At 73.0% G+C, this 18,035-nt stretch carries 18 protein-coding genes; 11 read left to right on the top strand and 7 right to left on the bottom strand.

Going from position 1 to position 18,035, the window contains the following annotated elements; genetic code table 11:
- Positions 1 to 4: 4 nt before the first annotated feature.
- On the bottom strand, positions 5 to 637 hold the full coding sequence (locus tag ACRWK8_RS17800) for a trimeric intracellular cation channel family protein (RefSeq protein WP_378740083.1): 633 nt from the start codon (positions 635 to 637) through the stop codon (positions 5 to 7).
- 238 nt (positions 638 to 875) lie between these two features.
- Here ACRWK8_RS17800 and ACRWK8_RS17795 point away from each other — a divergent pair, with 238 nt between their 5' ends.
- The gene (locus tag ACRWK8_RS17795) at positions 876 to 2,234 is read left to right on the top strand and encodes a dihydrolipoyl dehydrogenase family protein (protein ID WP_378740086.1); all 1,359 of its coding nucleotides are present in this window, start codon (positions 876 to 878) and stop codon (positions 2,232 to 2,234) included.
- Between the two features lie 7 nt (positions 2,235 to 2,241).
- Here ACRWK8_RS17795 and ACRWK8_RS17790 read toward each other — a convergent pair whose 3' ends face one another.
- On the bottom strand, positions 2,242 to 3,087 hold the full coding sequence (locus tag ACRWK8_RS17790) for a siderophore-interacting protein (RefSeq protein WP_378740088.1): 846 nt from the start codon (positions 3,085 to 3,087) through the stop codon (positions 2,242 to 2,244).
- Positions 3,088 to 3,160: 73 nt separating this feature from the next.
- A complete protein-coding gene (locus ACRWK8_RS17785) occupies positions 3,161 to 4,138 on the bottom strand; it encodes an N-acetylglucosamine kinase (protein WP_378740485.1) in 978 nt (325 codons plus the stop codon).
- Between the two features lie 164 nt (positions 4,139 to 4,302).
- On the opposite strand from ACRWK8_RS17785, the gene ACRWK8_RS17780 reads away from it, so the two are divergent.
- From ACRWK8_RS17780 to ACRWK8_RS17770, 3 genes are all read left to right on the top strand, one after another.
- Positions 4,303 to 5,586: a GNAT family N-acetyltransferase gene (locus ACRWK8_RS17780; protein ID WP_378740091.1), complete on the top strand. Its 1,284-nt coding sequence runs from the start codon at positions 4,303 to 4,305 to the stop codon at positions 5,584 to 5,586.
- A gap of 87 nt (positions 5,587 to 5,673) precedes the next feature.
- A complete protein-coding gene (locus ACRWK8_RS17775) occupies positions 5,674 to 6,423 on the top strand; it encodes a metal-dependent hydrolase (protein ID WP_431871624.1) in 750 nt (249 codons plus the stop codon).
- 90 nt (positions 6,424 to 6,513) lie between these two features.
- Positions 6,514 to 6,816 (top strand): hypothetical protein, encoded by a 303-nt coding sequence (locus ACRWK8_RS17770; RefSeq protein ID WP_378740095.1) that lies wholly within the window; start codon positions 6,514 to 6,516, stop codon positions 6,814 to 6,816.
- An 89-nt stretch (positions 6,817 to 6,905) separates the two neighbouring features.
- On the opposite strand, the gene ACRWK8_RS17765 is transcribed toward ACRWK8_RS17770, so the two are convergent.
- Positions 6,906 to 7,778, bottom strand: a complete 873-nt coding sequence (locus ACRWK8_RS17765) for a ketopantoate reductase family protein (RefSeq protein ID WP_431871622.1) — start codon at positions 7,776 to 7,778, stop codon at positions 6,906 to 6,908.
- Positions 7,779 to 7,851: 73 nt separating this feature from the next.
- Between ACRWK8_RS17765 and ACRWK8_RS17760 the strand changes: the two genes are divergently transcribed.
- Together ACRWK8_RS17760 and ACRWK8_RS17755 are read left to right on the top strand one after the other, a co-directional pair.
- Entirely contained in the window at positions 7,852 to 8,478 is a 627-nt protein-coding gene (locus ACRWK8_RS17760; protein WP_431871620.1) for a TetR/AcrR family transcriptional regulator, read from the top strand.
- A 209-nt stretch (positions 8,479 to 8,687) separates the two neighbouring features.
- Positions 8,688 to 9,143 (top strand): nitroreductase family deazaflavin-dependent oxidoreductase, encoded by a 456-nt coding sequence (locus tag ACRWK8_RS17755; RefSeq protein ID WP_378740101.1) that lies wholly within the window; start codon positions 8,688 to 8,690, stop codon positions 9,141 to 9,143.
- Between the two features lie 55 nt (positions 9,144 to 9,198).
- On the opposite strand, the gene ACRWK8_RS17750 is transcribed toward ACRWK8_RS17755, so the two are convergent.
- From ACRWK8_RS17750 to ACRWK8_RS17740, 3 genes are read right to left on the bottom strand one after another with little or no spacing between them, the layout of a single operon-like run.
- Positions 9,199 to 10,239, bottom strand: a complete 1,041-nt coding sequence (locus ACRWK8_RS17750) for an aminotransferase class V-fold PLP-dependent enzyme (RefSeq protein WP_431871618.1) — start codon at positions 10,237 to 10,239, stop codon at positions 9,199 to 9,201.
- 31 nt (positions 10,240 to 10,270) lie between these two features.
- Positions 10,271 to 11,107: a phosphotransferase enzyme family protein gene (locus tag ACRWK8_RS17745; RefSeq protein WP_431871616.1), complete on the bottom strand. Its 837-nt coding sequence runs from the start codon at positions 11,105 to 11,107 to the stop codon at positions 10,271 to 10,273.
- 13 nt (positions 11,108 to 11,120) lie between these two features.
- Positions 11,121 to 11,660 carry a MarR family winged helix-turn-helix transcriptional regulator gene (locus ACRWK8_RS17740; RefSeq protein WP_378740109.1) on the bottom strand — a complete coding sequence of 180 codons (540 nt, stop codon included), beginning with the start codon at positions 11,658 to 11,660 and terminating at the stop codon, positions 11,121 to 11,123.
- Between the two features lie 207 nt (positions 11,661 to 11,867).
- Here ACRWK8_RS17740 and ACRWK8_RS17735 point away from each other — a divergent pair, with 207 nt between their 5' ends.
- Genes ACRWK8_RS17735 through fahA form a run of 5 tightly spaced genes read left to right on the top strand, consistent with a single transcriptional unit; the run spans position 11,868 to position 17,873 of the window.
- Positions 11,868 to 12,830: an MBL fold metallo-hydrolase gene (locus ACRWK8_RS17735; protein ID WP_378740111.1), complete on the top strand. Its 963-nt coding sequence runs from the start codon at positions 11,868 to 11,870 to the stop codon at positions 12,828 to 12,830.
- Positions 12,831 to 12,889: 59 nt separating this feature from the next.
- Positions 12,890 to 14,530, top strand: coding sequence for an FAD-dependent monooxygenase (locus ACRWK8_RS17730; RefSeq protein ID WP_431871613.1), 1,641 nt, complete (start codon positions 12,890 to 12,892; stop codon positions 14,528 to 14,530).
- 44 nt (positions 14,531 to 14,574) lie between these two features.
- Positions 14,575 to 15,792: a homogentisate 1,2-dioxygenase gene (locus tag ACRWK8_RS17725; RefSeq protein ID WP_378740115.1), complete on the top strand. Its 1,218-nt coding sequence runs from the start codon at positions 14,575 to 14,577 to the stop codon at positions 15,790 to 15,792.
- Entirely contained in the window at positions 15,789 to 16,631 is an 843-nt protein-coding gene (locus tag ACRWK8_RS17720) for a hypothetical protein (protein ID WP_431871611.1), read from the top strand. The genes ACRWK8_RS17725 and ACRWK8_RS17720 overlap by 4 nt, the downstream gene beginning before the upstream one ends.
- 27 nt (positions 16,632 to 16,658) lie before the next feature.
- Positions 16,659 to 17,873 carry a fumarylacetoacetase gene (gene fahA, locus ACRWK8_RS17715; RefSeq protein WP_431871609.1) on the top strand — a complete coding sequence of 405 codons (1,215 nt, stop codon included), beginning with the start codon at positions 16,659 to 16,661 and terminating at the stop codon, positions 17,871 to 17,873.
- Positions 17,874 to 18,035: the final 162 nt, after the last annotated feature.

Below are 18,035 nucleotides of genomic sequence, written 5' to 3'. Positions count from 1 at the left end.
GGTCCTACAGGGGTGGCGCCCCGGGCGGGTTCGGGGCGTTCCAGCGGTAGCGGAGGGCGAGGACACGCAGGGTGAAGCACAGGAGCGCGCCGATCACCGCGATCCAGCCGGGGCCGAACCCCGTCAGGTCCACGACCACCACGAACAACGCCCCGATCATCGCCGGGATGGCGTACAGGTGCGAGTTGGCGCTGAGCACCGTCGGGACCCGGCTGAGCAGCACGTCCCGGATGGTGCCACCGCCCACCCCGGTGATGACGCCCAACAGGACGGCCTGGAGCGGGCCGAAGCCGAACTCCAGCGCCTTGGTCGCCCCGATCACGGCGAACAGGCTGAGCCCGGCGGCGTCGAACACCAGGATCGGCTTGTTCAGATGGGTCAGCTGACGGCTGAGGAAGAACGCCAGTGTCCCCCCGGCCAGCGCCGTCACCAGGTACCGCCAGTCCTGGAAGGTGGCCGGGGTCTCACCCAGCAGGACGTCGCGGAGGATGCCGCCGCCGAGGGCGGTCACCATCCCCAGCACCATGACCCCGACGATGTCCACCCGCGCGGTGCGGATCGCCGTCAGCGACCCGTCCAACGCGAAGGCGAAGATGCCGAGGAGGTCCAGGAGGAGGAGCAGGTCGAGCGTGGACATGGCCGTGGGGGTCCCTTGTGCGAAGCGACGGAGTGTGGAGGGGTCCACTGACCGGCTATTCCATCACGTTCCCGGGACGGTCGGGGGCGAGCCCTCGCGGATCCGACGGCGCGAACGGGCGGGAGGGGAGTGAGACGGCGCCGACCGGGGAACCGTCACGCGTGTCGGTTCCCCGGTGTCCAGCCGACGCCGGACACCATCGGGGGTGGACCACCGGACCACGGGCGGAGCGAGACACATGGAACACCTGGACGCGATCGTGATCGGCATGGGGCCGGGCGGTGAGACGGTCGCCGACCGTCTGCTGAGCGCGGGACGGCGGGTGGCGGTGGTCGAACGCGACCTCGTCGGCGGCGAGTGCGCCTACTGGGCCTGCGTCCCCACCAAGACCCTGCTGCGCTCGCCCGAGGTGCGCGCGGAGGCCGCCGGGGCCGCCGGGGTCGGTGAGGCCGCCCTGGAGTGGCCCGAGCTGCGCTCCTACCGCGACCAGATGATTCGGCACCTGGACGACTCCCAGCAGGCCGAGGGTTACGAGGAGCGCGGCGCCCTGGTGCTGCGCGGCGACGCGCGGGTGGTGGGCCGCGACCCGTGGCGCGTGGCGGTCGGCACCTCCGAGTACACCGCCGACCACGTGGTGGTCGCCACGGGCTCCGGTGTGCTGGTCCCGCCGATCGAGGGGCTGGAGCAGTTGGGCCCGGACGTCCTGTGGACCAACCGCGAGGCCACCACCCTCACGGAGATCCCCCGGACCGCGCTGGTGGTCGGGGGCAGCGCGGTCGGCGTCGAGCTGGGCCAGTTCCTGGCGCGCGTGGGCACCCGGGTCACCGTCGTCCAGCGCGGGCCCCGGCTGCTGGACCGCGAGGAGCCGCGGCTGTGCGAGCTGATCAGCGACCAGTTCGAGCGGGACGGGACCACCGTCCACCTGAGCAGCCAGGTGAACTCGGTGAGCAGGGACGGTGACGGTGTCCTGGCGGTGCTGTCCGGCGGCGAACGGGTCCGGGCCGACGTGATGGTCCTGGCCACCGGGCGGGTTCCCCGGGGGGACCAGCTCGGACTGGCCGAACTCGGAGTCGAGCCGGAGCGCGGCGCCCTGCCGGTCGACGACCACTGCCGGGTCGCCCCCGGCCTGTGGGCGGTCGGGGACGTCACGGCCCGGTCGATGTTCACCCACGTGGCCAAGTACCAGGGCCGTGTGGTCAGCGCGAACATCCTCGGCGACGACCGGAGGGCCGACTACACCGGCGTCCCCCGGGTGGTCTTCTCCTACCCGGAGATCGCCGCCGTGGGGCTGACCTCGGATCAGGCCCGGGAGGCGGGCCTGGACGTGGCCACCTCCGAGACGGACCTCACCTCGGCGCTCGCCCGGCCCTGGACCATGGAGACCGACCCGCGCGGATCCCTGGGGCTGGTGGCCGACCGCGGCCGGGGGGTGCTGGTGGGGGCCTGGGCCTTCGGCGCGCAGGCCTCGGAGTGGATCCACACGGCGGCCCTGGCGATCCGGCTGGAGCTGCCGATCACCGACCTGCGCGACTCCGTCCCCCAGTTCCCGACCTTCAACGAGGGCTACCTGATCGCGTTGGACGCCCTGGACGCGTGATCGGGGTTCAGGAGGAGCCGAGGGCGGCGGCCTCCTCGGCCTCCACGCTCCGGTTCCACTCCGGCTTGGAGGCCTGCCAGCCGTCCTCGTCCCGGCCCAGCCGCCAGTACCCGGAGACCGACAGGTGCTCCTTGGGCAGGCCGAGCTCGACGCGCAGCAGGCGGCGCAGGTCACGGACGAAGTTCGCCTCACCGTGCACGAAGGCCCGCACCTCCCCGGACGGGAACTCCAGGGAACGCACCGCCGGGACCAGCAGGGACCCCGGGACTCCGCCGTGCCGGTGCAGCCAGGTCACCCGCACGTCCGGACGGTCGGTGAGGTGCTGCTCCTCGGCCGGGTCGTCGACCTCGACGAACACGTGTGCGGGGCGCCCTTCGGGGAGCGCCTCGACGCTCGCCGCGATGGCGGGCAGGGCGCTCTCGTCCCCGGCCAGCAGGTGCCAGTCGGCCCCGGCGTCCGGAGCGAAGCCGCCGCCGGGGCCGAGGAGGCGCAGGCGGTCGCCGGGCCGGGCGGCGGCGGCCCAGACCCCGGCCAGGCCGACCTCACCGTGGTACACGAAGTCGATGGTCAGCTCACCCGCGTCCCAGGAGCGCACGGTGAAGGTCCGGGTGACCGGCCACTCCGAACGGGGGCGCTCGGCGCGGACCGCGTCGAGGTCGAAGTCCTCGGGGTCGTCCTGCGCAGGGGGTGGGAACAGCAGTTTCACGTAGCTGTCCGTCGAGCCGTCCGTGGCGAAGCCGGACAACCCCTCGCCGCCCAGGACCACCCGGACCATGTGCGGGGTCAGGCGCTCCACACGCTCGACCCGACCGGTGTGCACGGTCCTCCTCGGACGCTGCTGCCGCTCCGTCACGACTCCCCCTTCATGAGGTTAGGTTTACCTAACACTAGGGGGCCGTGGTGGTGCCGGGCAAACCGGGGCGACCTCAGGAGGAGCCCTCCGTGAACACGCCGTGCAGGTCCACGTCGCGCTCGTCCGCTCCCGCGCGCAGGGCCGCCAGCCAGGCGGCCCCGCCCGACGTGCTCCCGGCCATGAGCACCGGGGCACCCGTTCCCATGGTGAGTTTGTGGGTGAGCGCCTCCCGCACCGGAGCGGACCCGGTGAGGACACCACCCGAGAGGACCACCGGCAGGTGCTCCCCGGGCTGCCGCACCTGGTGCACTGACTGCGCCAGGTGGCCCGCGGCGGCGTTCACGATCACCACGGCCGCCGGGTCCTGCCCGAACGCGTCCGAGACCAGCGGAGCCAGCGCCGCGAGACGGATCGGCGGGGCCGACGTGAGGGTCCGTGCGAAGTTGCGGGCGTGCTCCTCGGGCCACCGCTCGGGGCCGGCGGGCCGCTGACCCGGGATGACCCGCTTGGCCACCATCCGGGCCAGAGGACTCAGGTCACCACCGCGGCTCAGCTGGCGCGCGGTCTCCCGGGCCGCCTGGTGCCCGATCCAGAACGCCGAACCCTCGTCACCGATCAGCCAGCCCATGCCGTCCGCCGACCTGCCGCGCTCGCGGTCCTCGATCCGGGTGGCGATCGCCCCGGTCCCCGCGATGAGGATCGTGCCGTCGCGCTCGGACGTCCCCGAGGCGAAGGCCACCGTGTCGTCGCCGGAGAACTCCTCACCCGTGGGGCTCAGCCCGGCCTTGGCCAACGCCTTGTCGAGCCGGGCGCGCACGCTCGCGTCGCGCAGCCCGGAGTACCCGGCCAGGCCGACCACGGTGGCCGCCACGGCGTCGCGCGCACCGGGCCCCGCCCGGTCCAACGCGGCGCCGATCGCCTCGGTCAGCCGCTCCGCGGCCACCTCGGGGCCGTGAGTGTTGGGGTTGGCGCCGCCGGACCGGGCCTCACCCCGACGTTCACCGGACAGTGTGGTCACCAGGGCACGGGTGGTGGTGCCTCCCGCGTCCACCCCGACGACCAGCGTGGGGGAGGGGGAGGGGATTCGTCGTGTCGTCACGACCAGAGCGTGCCCCACCCGGACCCGGCTTACTCACCCGGCCCGCCCGAAGGGAGGCCCAGGCCACGTCCAAAACCAGTGGCCGCCGCTTCGTCGTCACTGGTAAGTCTGACCGTATGACCGACACCAAGAACGCGGACTTCGACCCGCCGAAGCAGGGCTGGACCGTGCGCCACACCGACGCGGAGGAGTTCGCCCAGGCCGCCAGGGTCTTCGGCCAGAGCCTCCTGTTCCCCGAGGACGTCGACGGCCTGTTGGCGCGGATGAGACCGCTGCACGACGAGGTCGGCTACGAGCGGGCCCTGATCGCCGTGGACGAGGCCGAGGGCGAGGTCATCGGCACCGCCAACCACTTCCCCTTCGACATGACGATGCCCTCCGGCCGTGTCCCCGTGGCCGGGGTGACCGGCGTCGGAGTGTGGCCCACCCACCGTCGCAGGGGAGTGCTCAGCTCCCTCATGCGCCGCCAGCTCGCGGACGTCCACGCCGCGGGCGTGCGCTACGCCGCCCTGTGGGCCTCCGAGGGCTCCATCTACGAGCGGTTCGGCTACGGGAACGCCTGCACGGAACTGGACACGACCCTCAACCGGCCCTACGGCGCCCTGCGCGCCGACGCACCCCGCGACCCGGGCCTGCGCGTGGTCCTGCGCGAACCGGAACGGGTCCGGACCGACCTCGAAACCGTGCACGAGGCCGTCTGCGCGGTGCAGGTCGGCCAGTTCCGCCGCACGAAGCCCTGGTGGGACCGGGCGCTGTTCGACGGACCCTCCCGCCGCGGCGACAAGGGCCCGCTGGTGGCGGCCGTCGTGGGCAACGCGGACGGTCCCCTCGGCTACGCCCTGTACCGGGTCAAGGCCCAATGGGAGGACGACGGCGCCCAGGGCGAGGCGCACGTCCAGGAGATCACCGCCACCACCCCCGCCGCCTGGGCCGCCCTGTTCGACCACCTGTTCAGCCGGGACCTGGTCGCGAAGGTGTTCTTCCCGTTCCTGCCCGCCGACTGCCCGCTCCACCACCTCCTCCCGGACCGGGGCCGGGCGGTGGCCAGGCACTTCCCGTCCCTGTGGGTGCGCCTGGTGGACCTGGCCGGGGCCCTCTCCGAGCGCCCCTACGCCGCGCCCTTCGCGGGGGTCGTGGCCGTCACCGACCGCCACGCGCCGTGGAACGCCGGACGGTGGCGGATCAAGGCCGACACGGACGGCGCCCGGGTGGAGCTCACCGACGACGCGCCCGACCTGTCCCTGGACGTGTCCCACCTCGGTGCCGCGTACCTGGGCCAGACCACAGTCACCGGATTCCAGCGCGCGGGGCTGATCACCGAGCACACCCCGGGCACCGTGGCCCGCCTGGACAGGGCCCTGCACCGGATCGACGCCCCCTTCTGCGGGGTCATCTTCTAGACCCGGGCGGGTGCCCCGCGGGGCACCCGCCCGCCGGAGGTCCTGGGAAGCTGGCGGGAGAGTTCCCCCTACCCCCGGAGGTCTTCCATGATGGGCTCTTCGCACGCCGCGACCGGTGTGCTCGCCGGAGCGGCGGTCGGCGCGCTCGCCGGTACCGAGGTCACCGACGTCCTCGTGTGCGCCGCTGTCGGCGCGGGCGCCGCGCTCCTCCCCGACCTGGACGAGCCGGGGTCGTCCGTCGGCCGGTCCCTGGGACTGCTGTCGGAGAGGACGTCGGTGGGCCTGCGGGCCCTCTCCCGGCGCGTGTACACCGCTACGGGCACCCGTCACGAGCTGGAGGCGGGCAAGGACGGCGGACACCGCCACCTCACCCACACGGTTCCCGCGGTGCTCGTGTTCGGTCTGCTCGGATTCCTGGTCGCCGCCGTCGCGCCCCTCGGGACCGCCGTGGTGGTGTTCGCGATGGCGGCCCTGGGGACGGGCACGGTCGCCCGGTCGCTGAAGGGGCGCAAGCGCGGGCGCGGGATCACGGTGGCGCTCCTCGCCCTGGTGTGCGCGACGACGGCGGTGTACGCCCCGGGCGGAGCTCCGTGGCTGATCGGGGTGACGGTGGCCGTGGGGGCTCTGACGCACGTCCTGGGGGACTGGCTGACCCGGTCGGGGGTGCCGCTGGCGTGGCCCTTCAGGGTCAACGGGAAGCGGTGGTGGATGTTCCGGTCGCCGCTGGCGTTCCACACGGGCAGGTCCCCGGTGGAGGTCGGGATCAGATGGGCGTCGCTCCTCGCGGCGCCGCTGATGCTGCTGGTGGCCGTGCCCGTCGCCCCCGCGGGATCCTGAACCCGGAATCCGGTCGTGGGCCAGGCGCCGAGGCAACCCCGGGTCCCTGTGGCCGCGTCGTAGGGTGCAGACCTACGAACGGAGAACTCCATGTCTCGTGTGCTGCTGGCCGCCGGCGTGGTCGTCCTGCTGGCCGCGTGTACACCCGAGCACGAGTACGACCAGGCCGCTCACGCGGCCGCCCTCGACGAGATCGGGGCGACCGTGACCGGGGACATGGACGTGGTCACCGAGGCGTTCGCCCCGGCGTGCGCCGCCGATGACGCGACCACCTGGGCCACGGGGTTCCTGCGCGAGGGTGGTGACGCCGCCGCGCTGGTGGTGTCGGTGGAGCACATGTGTCCCGACCGGGCGGAGGAGTACACCGAAGCCGTCGACACACTGGTGCGGTAGGAGATGTGCGGCGACCCTGTCGCGCCCGGCGCGGCGGGGACCCGGGGTGAAGGGCGAGCCGGACGCGAGTGGGAGAGCACTGTGGCCGCTCAGCGGGCTCCCGCAGGGCCTCGGAGCTGCTCGGTCAGCCGTTCGAGTTCGGCCACCGTGGCGGTCGAGGAGTCGCTGAGTCCGCTGTGCACGGCCGTCGGGCTCCTCAGGAAGCGCTGGAACACGGGCACGAGGAGCGCGTCCGGCAGGGCCCTCAACGCCGTGAAGGCGCGAGGTACCGTCGGTGTCTCCAGCGAGGCGAGGTTCCGCCGCATGGCGTGCACCATCGCGCGGACCGCCTCCGGGTCGTCGGCCAGCGCCTCCGGGCCGCCCGCCGCGTAGGCCGCTCGCTCCAGGGGAACCGAGGACGCGGCGTGCGTCCTGAGCCAGGCGTCCATCCGGGGCTCGGCCCTGGCGTTGATCCCGGCGGCGCGGAAAGTCTTAACTACCCGTTCCAGCCTCGGCGTGGTGCGGCCGTCGGGCTCGCCGACCGGTATCGGGACCCGGCGGGTGAGGATCGTGCCCCTGCGGTGGCGGACCACGTCGCCGTCCATCGTGCCGCCGGTCGTCGGGAAGCCCAGCAGCAAGCGCTCGCGGCCGATCCCCGCGCTCAGCGCCTCCGGTCCGCCCGCCCAGTTGAGCAGGGAGAGCACGTCCCCCGGGACGTCGGCGAGCGATTCCATCACCCCGTCCACCTGGTGGGCGCGGACGAAGACGGTGATCAGGTCGTACGCGCCCTCCGGGTGCTCGACCACCGGTACCGGCACCTGTTCGATCACTGAGGCGTCCTCCTCGGCGAGCCGCACGCCGTGTCGTCGCAGGGCTGTCAGGCGTTCGCCCCGGGCGAGGAGCGCGACGTCGTGGCCAGCCTGGTGCATACGAACGGCGAACTGGCTGCCGCACACCCCGGCGCCGTACACGAGCAGCTTCATGGGAGTCCTCTTTCCTCACGCGCTTGATTCAATCAAACGTTCGTTTGATTCAAACATATGTATAGTCGCTCGTGTGGCAACCCCGGACACTCGTACCCAGATCCTCGACGCGGCCGAGCACCTCTTCGCCGAGCACGGCTACCGCGGCACCTCGGTTCGCGCGATCACCACACGCGCGGGAGCCAACCTGGCCGCCGTCGGCTACCACTTCGGCTCGAAGGCGGAGCTGATGGCGGCGGTCGCCCGCCGCGTGATCGAGCCCATCAACGCCGCCCAGTGCGCCGGGCTCGACCGACTGCTCGCCCGGACCCCCGACCCACCGGTCACCGATCTCGTGGAGGCGTTCGCGGGGCCGATGATGGACGGGATGCGGGCCGGTGACGCGGGCGCCCGGACCTCCCGGCTGATCGTGACGATCCTCAGCGATCCCGCCGAGGAGGTGCGCGGCTGGACCGGCTCGGCCGAGGGCTCGGTCCGCGAGCGTTACCTCGCCGCCTTCGCGCGCGCACTGCCCGGCCTCTCCCCCGAGGAACTGCGGTTCCGGTTGCGGGGGATCCTCGCGGTGACGGCCGTCGACGGCCTGGAGGTCCACCAGCAGGCCACGCCCGGCTGCGGCTCCCCGGGGCCGGGCGAGGCGGCCCGGCGCTGGGCGATCAGCTTCCTCGCGGCGGCGATGAGCGCTCCTCCGACCCGGACCTGACGACGACCCGGGACGGACGCTGGCGGTGTGCCCGGGTGGCGAGGCGGTGACCCCGCTCCTCGGCGGCGTTCCCGTTCGCGTTCCGGGGTTCGCTTCTCTGGCCAGGGGTCATGAGGGGGCCATGCGTGGGAAGGCGAGTCGGGCTCCACCGGGCGGAGCCTTCATGGCACGATCGGGAGGGACTCCGTAGCCGAACACCGGGGAGAGCGATGACCGCCAGTGGCGTACTCCAGGGCGAGTACGAGCCGAGTTCGTCCAAGTTCGTCCGAGACCAGGTGGAGCTGTACGAGCGCACCGGGGGTCGGGAGGGCAACACGCTCATGGACACCGGCATGCCGGTGATCATCCTGACCACGCGCGGGCGCAGCAGCGGCAAGGTCCGCAAGTCCGCCCTCATGCGGGTGGAGCACGACGGCGCCTACGCGGTGATCGGCTCCCAGGGAGGCGCGCCCGATGACCCCGCGTGGGTGGGCAACCTGCGCGAAGCCCCCGACGAGGTCGCGCTCCAGGACGGCCCCACCCCCTTCGCCGCCCGCGCCCGGGAGGTGCGGGGCGAGGAGCGGCAGCTGTGGTGGGACCGGGCCGTGGAGGCCTACCCGCCCTACGCGGACTACCAGGAGAAGACGGACCGGGTCATCCCCGTGTTCGTGGTGGAACGCGCCTGAGCGCGCCGGCCGGTCCTCCGCGAGAGGACCGGCCCGTCCCCTCGCCGAGCGCGCCCTAGGTCAGTGCCCCGACCAGACGGTCCACGTCCTCCTCGGTGTTGTACAGGTGGAATCCCACTCTCAGCCGACCGTCGCGGAGGGCGGCGAGGATCCCGGCCTCCTGGAGGCGTTCGGCGGTCCCGTCCGGAACGGCGAGGGACACGATCGCCGAGCCCGTGGCCTCCACACCCATCGCGTTCCGGAACCGGTCGGCCAGGGCGACGTCGTGCGCGTGGACCGTCTCCAGTCCGACCTCCCCGAGCAGTTCGAGACCGGGGGCCAGCCCGATCCACGCGGGCCACACCGGGGCCATGTCCAGGCGGCGCGCTCCCTCTGCCAGGCGGAGCGGCCCCCCGTAGAGCGAGTTCCACGGATCGGCACCCGCGTACCAGCCGGGCGCGAGCGGGGAGAGCTCGGCCAGGGCCTCGTCGGTCCCGGTCAGGAAGGCCGCGCCGCGCGGACCCAGCAGCCACTTGTAGGTGCTGCACACGACGTAGTCCGCCACCGGGGTCGCCAGCCATCCCGCCGACTGGCTGGTGTCGAGCAGCAGTCGGGCGCCGTGGTCGGCGCACGCGGCGCTCAGGCCCCGGAGCGGGGCGATCCGCCCCGTCGCGGACTGCACGGCGGCGACCGCCACCAGCGCGGTCCCCGGGCCGACCTCGTCGGGCAGACGGTCCAGGGGCACCTCACGGACCCGGAGGCCGCGGGCCATGAGGGGGAAGACGACCGAGGTGAACTCTCCCTCGGCGAGCAGGACCTCCGCGCCGGGTGGCAGGCTCGCCGCGACCGTCCCGACGAACTGTGACGTGTGCGTGCCCACCGCGACCCGGTCGGCGTCGACACCGGTGAGCCGTGCGTAGCTGGCGCGGGCGGCGTCCACGACGCCGTCGACGGAACCGGGGGAGAACCGCCCGGCGGACAGCTCCCGGAGGTTCCGTTCCAGGTCCAGCCGGGCCCGGTGGGACAACAGGCCGTGGGTGGCGGTGTTGAGGTAGGTGCCCTCGGGGGAGAAGTGGCTCTGGGCCTGCGTGAGGCGGGTGCGTGCGGTCTGGTCCATGTCCGCATGCTCACAGGAGCCCCGGGCCGCTTCAAGGGCCATTTCGCCGGGATTGGACTCTTTCGGTCCGTAGGCGATCGAGCCACGCGGTGCCCACCCGGCGCCCGTCGGGGAACCGGTCGTCCCGGTCCCAGCGCCAGGTCGTGATCATCGCCAGCACGAGGAGGCGGCACAGGCGCAGGAGGTCCGGGTCTGCGGCCGGGTAGTGGGCGGCGACCTCGTCGGGGGCGTGCGCGAGGTCGAACTCCACCGGCCCCCGGCAGCAGGTCTCCAGGTCCACGAAGAGCGGCCCCCGCTCAGTGGCGAGCAGGTTGCCGGGGTGCGGCTCTCCGTGCAGGAGCTGGTCCGGTGCACGGCGACCGGTGATGGCCTGTTCGAGCTCGTCCAGCGTGTCCGCGAGCAGCGTCCGGTCCGGGGCGGCCAGTTCCGGCGTGCGGTCGGGGTCGGTCACGAGCCGTCGGGCCTGGTCGACGCGGTCCGTGAAGTGGGGCGTGGGGAGGTCGAGGGCGCGCATACCGAGGTGCAGTCGGGCGAGCGCGTCGGCGTAGTCGGGTGCCGGGACCTCCGGAGGTCCCGCGTGGTGGGTCCACAGCGTGACCTCGAAGCCGTCGCGTTCGTGGACGTCCGGTGCCACGCGGGGGTCGAGCGCGGCCACGGGGCTCCCGGTGGCGGCGAGCCGCAGGGCGAGTCCGACCTCGAACCGTGCCGCGCCGTGCCCCACGGGGGCCACCCGGGCCAGGACGTCGCAGGGCGACAGGCGCAGGGTGAGCCTGTTCGAGCGGTGGAGGACGATCGCGTCGTCGGTTCTCAGGCCGAGGGACGTCGCGACGGCGGTGGCCGAGGCCACCGCGCGTTCCCAGTCGCGCATCGGGACCCCTCCCTCAGTTGCGGAACTTGGCCTGGGCGTCGGTGGACCCGGCCATCAGTTTGTTGAGCAGCCGGACCAGCTCGCGGCGCTCCTCGGGTTCGAGCGCCTCGGCCCAGGCGCTCTCCCTGCGGTTGTGGGCGCGGAAGACACCCAGGATCGCCCCGTACCCCTCGTCGGTGAGGCTGAGCTGGAGGGCGCGGCGGTCGTGCGTGGCGCGTTCGCGGCTCAGGAGTCCGTCGCGTTCGAGGGTGTTGAGCAGGGCGGACAGCGCGGCGCGGCTCATGCCGGAGATCTCGGCGGTGGTCTTGGCCTCCATGGGCCCCGCCAGCCACAGGGCGAAGAGCACGCGGAACCCCGGCCAGGTCCACCCCCGGGGGCGGTGGACGGAGGACTCCAGGTCGTAGACGACCATGCTCGTCGCCCGGTTGAGGGTCAGCACCATGCGCATGGCCTCGGCGTTGACCGAGGGCAGCTCGCGTTCGGCCTTGTGCACCGCGTAGTCCACGAACGACCAGAAGGTGAGCTCGTCAGGGGGTGCCGTGTCGTGAGTCACGCCGACCAGCCTAGTACCGGGCGGGTTCGGTCCCGTCGTCCGTGACAGCGGGAGCACGGTGGGTAGCCTGGGGGAGTGATCTGCATCACCAGCGCGGTGGTCGTGGGCCTCTTGGTCCTGTGGCGTGGAGCACGTTATGGTCTGTTTCATCAAATGTTTGATCATTTGGGCGGCAGTCGCCCGTGACGAGTGAAGGGCCCTTCGACCATGGCAGCCAAGCCGTTCGCCTCATCCGCCGACACCGAGGCCAAGGAGCAGACCCTGGAGGTCCTGGCCGACGGCGTCTACGCCCTCACCGCCGAGGGGGACCCCAACGTGGGCGCCATCGAGGGCGAGGACTTCGTGGTGGCCTTCGAGGCCCTGGCCACCCCCACCGCCGCCAAGGAGTGGCTCGCCCAGCTCCGCGAGCACACCGACAAGCCCGTCCGCTACCTGGTGCTCTCCCACTACCACGCGGTCCGCGTCCTGGGCGCCAGCGCCTTCGACGCCACGGTGATCCTCACCCACGAACTCACCCACGAGCTCATCCGCGAGCGCGGCAAGGAGGACTGGGCCAGCGAGTTCGGCCGGATGCCCCGCCTGGCCAAGGACGCCGACTCCGTACCCGGACTCACCTGGCCCACCCAGACCTTCGCGGACCGCACCACCATCGACCTCGGCGGCGACCGGGGCGAGCTGGTCCTGGAGTACTTCGGCCGGGGCCACACCGAGGGCGACATCGTCGCCTGGCTGCCCAAGCAGAAGATCCTCTTCGCCGGAGACCTCGTCGAGGCCCAGGCCGCCCTGTACACGGGCGACGCCTTCCACCGGGACTGGGCCGGGGCCACCCTCGACCGGGTCAAGGCCCTCGGCGCCGAGATGCTCGTCGGCGGGCGCGGCGCCGTCAGCCGGGGCCGCGAGGAGGTCGACGCCGCCATCGAGCAGACCCGCACCTTCCTGAACGTGATGATCCGCGAGGTCGGCACCGTCCACGAGCGCGGCGGCACCCTCAAGGAGGCCTTCACCGCCACCCACGCCGCCCTGGTCGACGACTACGGCCACTGGCCGATCTTCGAGCACTGCCTGCCCTTCGACGTCTCCCGCCTGTGGGACGAGTTCTCCGGTGTCGAGCGCCCCGTCATCTGGACCGCCGAGCGCGACCGCGAGGTCTGGGCCCAGCTCCAGGGCTGACCCGACACCCCTCCCCCTCCACCGCGCCCGTACGGGGCGCCCCACGAACGGAGCCCACCATGCGACCCCCCGCGCCCCGCACCCCGGCCGACACCGGCACCGACCCCGTGCTGGTGCTCGGCGCGGGGCCGGTCGGACAGACCGCGGCCCTGCTCCTCGCCCGCCGTGGGGTCCCCGTACAGGTCGTGGACGCCCGCCCCGAGCGCGACGCCGTCGGCTCCAAGGCCATCTGCCAGCAACGCGACGTCCTCGACGTCTGGGACTGGCTCGGCGGCGGACGGATCATCGAGGAGGGCCTGACCTGGGACACGGCCCGCACCTTCTACCGCGGACACGAACTGTTCAGCGTGCGCCTGCCCGACCCCGGCGCCTCCTCCCTGCCCTCCTTCGTCAACATCTCCCAGTCCCGCACCGAGGAGGTCCTGGACGAGCTCCTCACCGAGGCGGGAGTGCGGATCAGCTGGGGGCACGAGGTCACCGGGATCGGCCAGGACGCCGACGGGGTCACCGTCGAGTGCGCCACTGCGAGCGGGCCGGTACGCCTGCGCGGCACCCACGCCCTGTCCTGCCTGGGGGCCCACGGCGGCGTGGTCCGCCACGACCTGGGGCTGGACTTCACCGGCACCAGCTTCGACGACCGCTTCCTCATCTGCGACATCCGCGCCGACCTCGGTGACTGGGCCCGTGAACGCCGGTTCTACTTCGACCCCGAGTGGAACCCCGGCCGCCAGGTCCTCATCCACCCCTGCCCCGACTCGGTCTTCCGTATCGACTGGCAGGTCCCCTCCGACTTCGACCTGGCGGCCGAGGAGTCCAGCGGGCGCCTGGACACCCGCATCCGGCAGATCATCGGGGACACCCCCTACGAGATCGTGTGGCACTCGGTCTACCGCTTCCACACCCGGGTCACCGACCGCATGCGCGCCGGACGCGTCCTGCTGGCCGGGGACAACGCCCACCTGGTCGCGCCCTTCGGAGCACGCGGCCTCAACTCCGGGGTCCAGGACGCCGAGAACGCCGCCTGGAAGCTCGCCTACGTCCGCGACGGGTGGGCGGGGGAGGACCTCCTGGAGAGCTACCACACCGAACGCCACGCGGCCGCGCTGGAGAACGCCGACGTCACCAGCGCCACCATGCGCTTCCTCGTCCCCCGGGACGACGCCGAGCACGAGCGACGCGTCAGCGTCCTCGAACGCGCGGTCACCGACCCAGAGGCCCACCCGAACGTGGACTCCGGACGCCTGGCCGAACCGTTCTGGTACACCGACTCCGCGCTGACCACCGCCTGCCCCGAACGCCCCTTCGGCGGCCGTCCGCCGCGCGGACGCACCCCCGCGCCCTGCCCCGGCGTGATCCTCCCCGACGCCCCCGTGACCGTGCCCGGCCGCCCCGAGATCACCCGCCTGCGCCCCCTCCTGCGGGAGGGTCTCACACTGCTGCTCGGTGAGGGTGCCGCGCGGACCGCTGTACACGCCGCCGCCACCGGCGCCACCCGGGCTCCCGTCGCCACCCTGCGCATCGACGAGATCGACCCCACCGGAGCCCTGCGCCGAGCCCTGGAACCCCTGCCCGGACAGGTCTGGCTGGTGCGGCCCGACGCCCACGTCGCCGCCGTCGTCCCCGGTGACGACACCGACGCCGTCCGGTCGGCGGTCCGCACGGCCCTCGGCCACCCGGCCACCGACACCGTCCCCGTCTAGACGCGGCTCCCGACGGACCACCCAACCAAGGAGGAAGAGCGGACATGGCGTACTACCGCAAGGTCGGTGAGGTGCCCCGCACCCGCCACACCCAGCACCACAACCCCGACGGCGGGCTGTACTACGAGGAGCTGATGGGGGAGGAGGGCTTCTCCGCCGACTCCTCGCTGCTGTACCACCGGGCCATCCCGTCGGCGATCGTCGACGCCTCCGAGTGGGAGGTCCCCGACCAGTCCCTGCGCCGCAACGCCCCGATGGTGCCGCGCCACCTCAAGCTCCACGACCTGTTCGGGGGCGAGGAGTGGCGGACCAACGACGTCGTCGAGTCCCGCCGTCTGGTTCTGGGCAACGGTGACGTGCGCATCTCCTACGTGGTCGCCGGAGCTCCCTCGGAGCTCTACCGCAACGGCATCGGTGACGAGTGCGTGTACGTCGAGTCCGGCACCGCCCGGGTCGAGACGGTCTTCGGCCTGCTGGAGGTCGGCGGGGGAGACTACGTCATCCTGCCGCGCGCCACCACGCACCGCTGGGTGCCCACCGGAGACGAACCCCTGCGCGCCTACGTGGTCGAGGCCAACAGTCACATCGCCCCGCCCAAGCGCTATCTGTCCCGCTACGGCCAGCTCCTGGAGCACGCTCCCTACTGCGAGCGCGACCTGCGCGGCCCCGAGGGGCCCCTCCTGGTCGAGGGCGAGAACGTGGACGTGCTCATCAAGCACCGGGGCGACGGCCCGGGCGGGATCTCCGGCACGCGCTACACCTACCCCACCCACCCCTTCGACGTCGTGGGCTGGGACGGCTGCCTCTACCCGTACGTGTTCAACGTCGCGGACTTCCAGCCCATCACCGGCCGCGTCCACCAGCCGCCGCCCGTCCACCAGGTGTTCGAGGGCCACAACTTCGTCATCTGCAACTTCGTCCCGCGCAAGGTGGACTACCACCCGGGCGCCATCCCGGTGCCGTACTACCACTCCAACGTGGACTCCGACGAGGTCATGTTCTACTGCGGCGGCGACTACGAGGCCCGCAGGGGCTCCGGGATCGGTCAGGGCTCCATCTCCCTGCACCCCGGCGGCCACTCCCACGGCCCGCAGCCCGGTGCCTACGAGCGCAGCGTGGGCGCGGAGGCCTTCGACGAGCTCGCGGTCATGGTCGACACCTTCCGTCCGCTGGACCTGGGGGAGGGCGGTGTCGCCGTCGACGACGGCAGCTACGCCTGGACCTGGGCCAAGGGCCGGCGCGCGCGGCGGGAGCAGGCGTGAGCGACCTCCGGACCCTCTACCGGGGCCTGTTCGACGACGCCGCGCTGTTCCCGCCCGGCAACGCGCCCATGGGCGAGGCGATCCCCGCCCACCGGGCGCACCGGGACTCCCGACGGGCGCCCTACGTGGGTCCGTTCCTGGTGGCGGACGCGCGCCTGGCCGAACTGCGCACGGTCCTCTCCCGGGACGACGGCGACCACGGCCCGCTCGCGGTGGTGGTCACCGTCCCCGGCGGGGCCGACGGCGTCCCGGTCGCGGTCGAGGCCGTCCGCTCCGACCCGGCGCTGCGCCTGGCCGGGGTCGAGGTCGCGTCCCCGCCCGGGCAGGCGGGCCGCACCGCCGCCACGGTGGCCGATGCCCTGGGCCCCGGGGTCGACGGCTACGTGGAGGTCGCCCGGGGCGCGGACGCCGCCGCCGACGTCGCGGCCCTCGCCGGTACCGGAGCCCACGCCAAGTTCCGCACCGGGGGACTCACCCCCGAGGCCCACCCCGACGAGGTCGAACTCGCCGCCCTGCTGGGCGCCGCCGTCACCTCCGGAGTGCCCTTCAAGTGCACGGCCGGGCTCCACCACGCGGTCCGCCACACCACCGTGGAGGGCTTCGAACAGCACGGCTTCCTCAACGTGCTCCTGGCCACCCACACCCTGCTCACCGGAGGGGACGAGGCCGCGACCGCCAAGGTCCTCGCCGAACGGGACGGTCCCGCCCTGGCCGCGCGCGCCGGGGGGCTCACCCCCGACGAGGCCGCCCGGGTCCGGTCGCACTTCCGCTCCTTCGGCACGTGCAGCATCACGGAACCCCTGGAGGACCTCGTGGTCCTCGGGGCGCTCCACGCCTGACCACACCCACTCGCAGAAAGCACCTCCATGCCCGACAGCTGGCTCGACATCGCCCCGGACACGCAGTTCGGCCCCGCCACCCTGCCCTACGGCGTGTTCTCCACGGCGGACGACCCCACCACCCGCGTGGGCGTGGCCGTCGGCGGCCACGTCCTGGACCTCGGTGCCGCCGCCCGCGCCCTCGACGCCCCCTTCGCCACGGCCGTCTCCGGGCCGAACCTGGACCCGCTCCTGGCCGCCGGACGTCCCGTGTGGGACCGGGTCCGCGCCGCGCTCACCTCGTGGATCACCGACTCCGCGCACGAGGCCGCCGTGCGTCCCCACCTGGTGGACCGCGCCACGGTGACCCTGCACCTGCCGTTCACTGTCGCCGACTACGTGGACTTCTACGCCTCGGAGCACCACGCCACCAACGTGGGCCGCATGTTCCGTCCGGACCAGGAGCCGCTCACCCCTAACTGGAGGCACCTGCCCATCGGCTACCACGGGCGGTCGGGCACCATCGTGGTCTCCGGGACCGACGTCGTCCGCCCCACCGGCCAGCGCAAGCCCCCGACCGAACCCACTCCGGTGTTCGGGCCGTCGGCGCGCCTGGACATCGAGGCCGAGGTCGGCTTCGTCGTCGGTACGCCCAGCCCCATGGGCGAGCGCGTGGCGGTGGACGACTTCGCGGACCACGTGTTCGGGGTGTTCCTGCTCAACGACTGGTCCTCCCGCGACCTCCAGGCCTGGGAGTACGTGCCGCTCGGCCCGTTCCTCGGCAAGTCGTTCGCCACGTCGGTCTCCCCGTGGGTCGTGCCCGTCGCCGCCCTGGAGTCGGCCAGGGTCGAGCAGCCCGCCCAGGACCCCGCGCCGCTGCCCTACCTGAGGGGCTCCCGGTCCTGGGGCCTGGACCTGCGCCTGGAGGTGCGGCTCAACGGACACCTGGTCTCCACGCCGCCGTTCTCCGAGATGTACTGGACCGCCGCGCAGCAGCTCGCGCACATGACCGTCAACGGCGCCTCCCTGCGGACCGGCGACGTCTACGCGTCGGGGACCGTGAGCGGCCCCGAGGTGTCCCAGCGCGGGTGCTTCCTGGAACTCACGTGGTCGGGGAAGGAACCCCTGCGGCTGCCCGACGGCACCGAGCGCACCTTCCTGGAGGACGGGGACGAGGTCACCATCTCCGCCACCGCGCCCGGACCGGACGGGGCGAGGATCGACTTCGGTGAGGTCACCGGCCGCATCCTCCCGGCGAGGTAGGCACGATCGGTAGCTGACGCGGAGCGGCGAGCTCGGTCGGTTCTTCCGTGCCGTACTTCGCGGGAGAGGCCCCGCCCCGAACATCGGGGTGGGGTCCTTCTTATGGAGAAACTCCATTTGTACCGGGAGATCCTGGTTCAAAGTGCCACAAGGGTGTGATGT

Origin of the sequence: Nocardiopsis eucommiae, assembly GCF_965344335.1 — a bacterium.
GTDB lineage: Bacteria > Actinomycetota > Actinomycetes > Streptosporangiales > Streptosporangiaceae > Nocardiopsis > Nocardiopsis eucommiae.
This window is presented reverse-complemented; position numbering and strand designations above follow the sequence as displayed.

Coding starts and splice junctions, on each gene's coding strand:
- ACRWK8_RS17800 (WP_378740083.1), bottom strand. CDS start 637: ATGTCCACGCTCGACCTGCTCCTCCTCCTGGACCTCCTCGGCATCTTC.
- ACRWK8_RS17795 (WP_378740086.1), top strand. CDS start 876: ATGGAACACCTGGACGCGATCGTGATCGGCATGGGGCCGGGCGGTGAG.
- ACRWK8_RS17780 (WP_378740091.1), top strand. CDS start 4,303: ATGACCGACACCAAGAACGCGGACTTCGACCCGCCGAAGCAGGGCTGG.
- ACRWK8_RS17775 (WP_431871624.1), top strand. CDS start 5,674: ATGATGGGCTCTTCGCACGCCGCGACCGGTGTGCTCGCCGGAGCGGCG.
- ACRWK8_RS17770 (WP_378740095.1), top strand. CDS start 6,514: ATGTCTCGTGTGCTGCTGGCCGCCGGCGTGGTCGTCCTGCTGGCCGCG.
- ACRWK8_RS17765 (WP_431871622.1), bottom strand. CDS start 7,778: ATGAAGCTGCTCGTGTACGGCGCCGGGGTGTGCGGCAGCCAGTTCGCC.
- ACRWK8_RS17755 (WP_378740101.1), top strand. CDS start 8,688: ATGACCGCCAGTGGCGTACTCCAGGGCGAGTACGAGCCGAGTTCGTCC.
- ACRWK8_RS17750 (WP_431871618.1), bottom strand. CDS start 10,239: ATGGACCAGACCGCACGCACCCGCCTCACGCAGGCCCAGAGCCACTTC.
- ACRWK8_RS17745 (WP_431871616.1), bottom strand. CDS start 11,107: ATGCGCGACTGGGAACGCGCGGTGGCCTCGGCCACCGCCGTCGCGACG.
- ACRWK8_RS17735 (WP_378740111.1), top strand. CDS start 11,868: ATGGCAGCCAAGCCGTTCGCCTCATCCGCCGACACCGAGGCCAAGGAG.
- ACRWK8_RS17730 (WP_431871613.1), top strand. CDS start 12,890: ATGCGACCCCCCGCGCCCCGCACCCCGGCCGACACCGGCACCGACCCC.
- ACRWK8_RS17725 (WP_378740115.1), top strand. CDS start 14,575: ATGGCGTACTACCGCAAGGTCGGTGAGGTGCCCCGCACCCGCCACACC.
- fahA (WP_431871609.1), top strand. CDS start 16,659: ATGCCCGACAGCTGGCTCGACATCGCCCCGGACACGCAGTTCGGCCCC.